This is a genomic window from Microbacterium galbum, assembly GCF_032464915.1.
Lineage (GTDB): Bacteria > Actinomycetota > Actinomycetes > Actinomycetales > Microbacteriaceae > Microbacterium > Microbacterium galbum.
Genome location: NZ_JAWDIS010000004.1, coordinates 1 through 5,595, shown reverse-complemented (window position 1 = coordinate 5,595; position 5,595 = coordinate 1). Strand labels below are relative to the sequence as shown.

Genomic DNA, 5,595 nt, shown 5'->3' with positions numbered 1-5,595 from the left:
GTGAAGGTAGTGAACTGCCTCACGGGTAGGTCTAGGTGACTGTTTCTGTGGGTGCGTCCGTTCCTTGAGAACTCAACAGCGTGCACTTGTCAAATGCCAATTTATTCCTCGTTGATCTTCGGATTGCGAGAAATTCCTTTGGATCAAAGACCAGCCTCTTCGGGGGTTGGCATATGGATACGTCAGTAATGATGTTTCTCTTTGGTCAGTTTCAAACTCGCTGCAGCATCGTTTTCCCGGTGTTGTGTGCATTTCTTTTTTACGGAGAGTTTGATCCTGGCTCAGGATGAACGCTGGCGGCGTGCTTAACACATGCAAGTCGAACGGTGAAGCCAAGCTTGCTTGGTGGATCAGTGGCGAACGGGTGAGTAACACGTGAGCAACCTGCCCTGGACTCTGGGATAAGCGCTGGAAACGGCGTCTAATACTGGATATGAGCCTCTTCCGCATGGTGGGGGTTGGAAAGATTTTTTGGTCTGGGATGGGCTCGCGGCCTATCAGCTTGTTGGTGAGGTAATGGCTCACCAAGGCGTCGACGGGTAGCCGGCCTGAGAGGGTGACCGGCCACACTGGGACTGAGACACGGCCCAGACTCCTACGGGAGGCAGCAGTGGGGAATATTGCACAATGGGCGAAAGCCTGATGCAGCAACGCCGCGTGAGGGATGACGGCCTTCGGGTTGTAAACCTCTTTTAGCAGGGAAGAAGCGAAAGTGACGGTACCTGCAGAAAAAGCGCCGGCTAACTACGTGCCAGCAGCCGCGGTAATACGTAGGGCGCAAGCGTTATCCGGAATTATTGGGCGTAAAGAGCTCGTAGGCGGTTTGTCGCGTCTGCTGTGAAATCCCGAGGCTCAACCTCGGGCCTGCAGTGGGTACGGGCAGACTAGAGTGCGGTAGGGGAGATTGGAATTCCTGGTGTAGCGGTGGAATGCGCAGATATCAGGAGGAACACCGATGGCGAAGGCAGATCTCTGGGCCGTAACTGACGCTGAGGAGCGAAAGGGTGGGGAGCAAACAGGCTTAGATACCCTGGTAGTCCACCCCGTAAACGTTGGGAACTAGTTGTGGGGACCATTCCACGGTTTCCGTGACGCAGCTAACGCATTAAGTTCCCCGCCTGGGGAGTACGGCCGCAAGGCTAAAACTCAAAGGAATTGACGGGGACCCGCACAAGCGGCGGAGCATGCGGATTAATTCGATGCAACGCGAAGAACCTTACCAAGGCTTGACATACACCAGAACGGGCCAGAAATGGTCAACTCTTTGGACACTGGTGAACAGGTGGTGCATGGTTGTCGTCAGCTCGTGTCGTGAGATGTTGGGTTAAGTCCCGCAACGAGCGCAACCCTCGTTCTATGTTGCCAGCACGTAATGGTGGGAACTCATGGGATACTGCCGGGGTCAACTCGGAGGAAGGTGGGGATGACGTCAAATCATCATGCCCCTTATGTCTTGGGCTTCACGCATGCTACAATGGCCGGTACAAAGGGCTGCAATACCGTGAGGTGGAGCGAATCCCAAAAAGCCGGTCCCAGTTCGGATTGAGGTCTGCAACTCGACCTCATGAAGTCGGAGTCGCTAGTAATCGCAGATCAGCAACGCTGCGGTGAATACGTTCCCGGGTCTTGTACACACCGCCCGTCAAGTCATGAAAGTCGGTAACACCTGAAGCCGGTGGCCCAACCCTTGTGGAGGGAGCCGTCGAAGGTGGGATCGGTAATTAGGACTAAGTCGTAACAAGGTAGCCGTACCGGAAGGTGCGGCTGGATCACCTCCTTTCTAAGGAGCATCTGGCACTGATGGCCTTCGGGTTGTGAGTGTCCAGGCGCCGGATCAGACCGTTCGTGTCTGCCGGTTAGCTCATGGGTGGAACATTTGATTTGGTGTCGGGGACGAGGTTCTCGGGTTTAGTACGTGGCTTGCCATTGGAATGATCTGGTTCGGAGTTGTTGACACATGCACGCTGTTGGGTCCTGAGGGGCCGGGCGCTGATCGCGCTGGTTGTTGAACCGGTGGTGGTTGGTGGCTGTTCCTCGAGGGCCTTTTCTTGATGTCGCGGTTGTGATGTCGGGGAGGGGTACCGCCCGTACTTTGAGAACTACACAGTGGACGCGAGCATCTTCGACATGAGCCTTCGGGTTTGTGTCGTGAAGATGATCTTAAAGATCATTAGTCAATTTTTTGACGATTCAACTCATGTGATTTCAAGTCTTTAAGAGCAAACGGTGGATGCCTTGGCATCTGGAGCCGAAGAAGGACGTAGCAATCTGCGATAAGCCTCGGGGAACTGATAAGCGAGTTTTGATCCGAGGGTGTCCGAATGGGGAAACCCCGCCAGGGCGCGTGCGTACCTGGTGACTCCCGCCTGAATATATAGGGCGGGTAGAGGGAACGTGGGGAAGTGAAACATCTCAGTACCCACAGGAAGAGAAAGCAACAGCGATTCCGTGAGTAGTGGCGAGCGAAATCGGAAGAGGCTAAACCTAGCGTGTGTGATAGCCGGCAGGCGTTGCATGTTGGGGGTTGTGGGACTTTTCGGATTGTTCTGCCGAGCAGTCGACGTGACAAGAGGGTATAGACGAACGGTTTTGAATGGCCGGTCATAGAGGGTGCGAACCCCGTAGTCGAAATGCCTGTTCTTGGCGTGAAGAGTATCCCAAGTAGCACGGGGCCCGAGAAATCCCGTGTGAATCTGTCAGGACCACCTGATAAGCCTAAATACTCCCAGATGACCGATAGCGGACAAGTACCGTGAGGGAAAGGTGAAAAGTACCCCGGGAGGGGAGTGAAATAGTACCTGAAACCGTTTGCTTACAAACCGTTGGAGCCTCCTTAGTAGGGGTGACAGCGTGCCTTTTGAAGAATGAGCCTGCGAGTTAGCGATACGTGGCGAGGTTAACCCGTGTGGGGTAGCCGTAGCGAAAGCGAGTCTGAATAGGGCGATTCAGTCGCGTGTCCTAGACCCGAAGCGAAGTGATCTATCCATGGCCAGGTTGAAGCGACGGTAAGACGTCGTGGAGGACCGAACCCACTTAGGTTGAAAACTGAGGGGATGAGCTGTGGATAGGGGTGAAAGGCCAATCAAACTTCGTGATAGCTGGTTCTCTCCGAAATGCATTTAGGTGCAGCGTTGCGTGTTTCTTGCCGGAGGTAGAGCTACTGGATGGCCGATGGGCCCTACAAGGTTACTGACGTCAGCCAAACTCCGAATGCCGGTAAGTGAGAGCGCAGCAGTGAGACTGTGGGGGATAAGCTTCATAGTCGAGAGGGAAACAACCCAGACCACCAACTAAGGTCCCTAAGCGCGTGCTAAGTGGGAAAGGATGTGGAGTTGCTTTGACAACCAGGAGGTTGGCTTAGAAGCAGCCACCCTTGAAAGAGTGCGTAATAGCTCACTGGTCAAGTGATTCCGCGCCGACAATGTAACGGGGCTCAAGCACGCCACCGAAGTTGTGGCATTGACATTTTTGGTAGGCCTTCGTGGTCCAGCCGTGTTGATGGGTAGGAGAGCGTCGTGTGGCGAGTGAAGCGGCGGGGTGACCCAGCCGTGGACGCTACACGAGTGAGAATGCAGGCATGAGTAGCGAATGACGTGTGAGAAACACGTCCTCCGAAAGACCAAGGGTTCCAGGGTCAAGCTAATCTTCCCTGGGTAAGTCGGGACCTAAGGCGAGGCCGACAGGCGTAGTCGATGGACAACGGGTTGATATTCCCGTACCGGCGAAGAACCGCCCAAGCTAATCCAGTGGTGCTAAGAGTCCTAGCTCACGCTTTAGCCGATCCCTTCGGGGTGAGGCGGGTGTGTGTGAACGCTCGACCCCATGCTGGTGCGGCTAGCGTATTAACAGGTGTGACGCAGGAAGGTAGCCCAAGCCAGGCGATGGTAGTCCTGGTGCAAGTGCGTAGGCCGACTCTTAGGCAAATCCGGGAGTCATTGAGGCTGAGACACGATGCGGATAAAAAGTGGGTGATCCTATGCTGCCGAGAAAAGCATCGACGCGAGGTTCTAGCCGCCCGTACCCCAAACCGACTCAGGTGGTCAGGTAGAGAATACCAAGGAGATCGAGAGAATCGTGGTTAAGGAACTCGGCAAAATGCCCCCGTAACTTCGGGAGAAGGGGGGCCATCCGCTTATTAGGACTTGCTCCGAAAGGGTGTGGTGGCCGCAGAGACTAGTGGGTAGCGACTGTTTACTAAAAACACAGGTCCGTGCCAAGTCGCAAGACGATGTATACGGACTGACGCCTGCCCGGTGCTGGAAGGTTAAGAGGACCGGTTAGCCGCAAGGCGAAGCTGAGAATTTAAGCCCCAGTAAACGGCGGTGGTAACTATAACCATCCTAAGGTAGCGAAATTCCTTGTCGGGTAAGTTCCGACCTGCACGAATGGCGTAACGACTTCCCAACTGTCTCAACCGCGAACTCGGCGAAATTGCATTACGAGTAAAGATGCTCGTTACGCGCAGCAGGACGGAAAGACCCCGTGACCTTTACTACAGCTTGGTATTGGTGTTCGGTGTGGCTTGTGTAGGATAGGTGGGAGACGGTGAAGCATTCACGCCAGTGAGTGTGGAGTCATTGTTGAAATACCACTCTGGTCACTCTGGATATCTAACTTAGGACCGTGATCCGGTTCAGGGACAGTGCCTGGTGGGTAGTTTAACTGGGGCGGTTGCCTCCCAAAATGTAACGGAGGCGCCCAAAGGTTCCCTCAACCTGGTTGGCAATCAGGTGGCGAGTGTAAGTGCACAAGGGAGCTTGACTGTGAGACTGACAGGTCGAGCAGGGACGAAAGTCGGGACTAGTGATCCGGCAGTGGCTTGTGGAAGCGCTGTCGCTCAACGGATAAAAGGTACCTCGGGGATAACAGGCTGATCTTGCCCAAGAGTCCATATCGACGGCATGGTTTGGCACCTCGATGTCGGCTCGTCGCATCCTGGGGCTGGAGTAGGTCCCAAGGGTTGGGCTGTTCGCCCATTAAAGCGGTACGCGAGCTGGGTTTAGAACGTCGTGAGACAGTTCGGTCCCTATCCGCTGCGCGCGTAGGAAGTTTGAGAGGATCTGACCCTAGTACGAGAGGACCGGGTTGGACGAACCTCTGGTGTGTCAGTTGTTCCGCCAGGAGCACCGCTGATTAGCTACGTTCGGGATGGATAACCGCTGAAAGCATCTAAGCGGGAAGCCGGCCTCAAGATGAGACTTCCATACCCCTTGTGGGTGAGAGGCTCCCAGCCAGACTACTGGGTTGATAGGCCGGATGTGGAAGCGCAGTAATGCGTGAAGCTGACCGGTACTAATAAGCCGATGACTTGATAACACACCGTTTTTGGTGCTTGCGTCCACTGAGTGGTTCTCGATGTACGGTCGAGAACAACACAACAATGAACAATCGTTGTTGGTTTTTGAAACATCAATAGTGTTTCGGCGGCCATAGCGAGAGGGAAACGCCCGGTCACATTCCGAACCCGGAAGCTAAGCCTCTCAGCGCCGATGGTACTGCAGGGGGGACCCTGTGGGAGAGTAGGACACCGCCGGACTTCCTTTAACGAAATGGCCGCCCAACGCTGGGTGGCCATTTCGCATTTACGGGCACATT

3 rRNA genes are annotated in these 5,595 nt (G+C 54.7%); all 3 read left to right on the top strand.

What is annotated here, in order from left to right:
- Positions 1-258: 258 nt before the first annotated feature.
- The 3 genes from RWH45_RS16240 to rrf all read left to right on the top strand — a co-directional run bounded on the left by RWH45_RS16240 (position 259) and on the right by rrf (position 5,536).
- Positions 259-1,780 (top strand): 16S ribosomal RNA (locus RWH45_RS16240).
- 423 nt (positions 1,781-2,203) lie between these two features.
- Positions 2,204-5,316, top strand: a 23S ribosomal RNA gene (locus RWH45_RS16235).
- A gap of 103 nt (positions 5,317-5,419) precedes the next feature.
- Positions 5,420-5,536, top strand: a 5S ribosomal RNA gene (rrf, locus tag RWH45_RS16230).
- Together the 16S, 23S and 5S rRNA genes form the textbook arrangement of a ribosomal RNA operon.
- Positions 5,537-5,595 lie beyond the last annotated feature (59 nt).